This is a genomic window from Psychrobacter sp. Sarcosine-02u-2, assembly GCF_002836335.1.
Classification (GTDB): Bacteria; Pseudomonadota; Gammaproteobacteria; order Pseudomonadales; family Moraxellaceae; genus Psychrobacter; species Psychrobacter faecalis.
Map to the genome: position 1 here is coordinate 1 of NZ_PJBX01000085.1, position 303 is coordinate 303.

General features: G+C 43.6%; 1 pseudogene. It reads left to right on the top strand.

Annotated elements, in window-relative coordinates:
• Positions 1-303 (top strand): annotated as a pseudogene (locus tag CXF58_RS01370) (hypothetical protein); the annotation flags it as partial.

The following is a 303-nucleotide window of genomic DNA, read 5'->3' on the forward strand; positions in this document are numbered from 1 at the left end:
ACCACTTACTTCGGTCGTAAGTTCGGTTTAATGGTTTTTATGGACAATACCACTAAAGCCGTTCTTTACTACGCGATAGTCAGTCATGAAACCAACAGTGCCTACAAGCAAGGAATTGATCATCTAGCATCGTTAGGCGTTGATGTACAAAGCATTACCTGTGATGGTAGACGAGGACTGCGTACGTTATTTACCTACACCCCTTGCCAGATGTGCCAGTTCCATCAGGTACAAATAGTAACTCGCTATCTCACTCGTCGACCTAAGAATATCGCAAGTATTGAGCTTAGACGGCTCACTTTA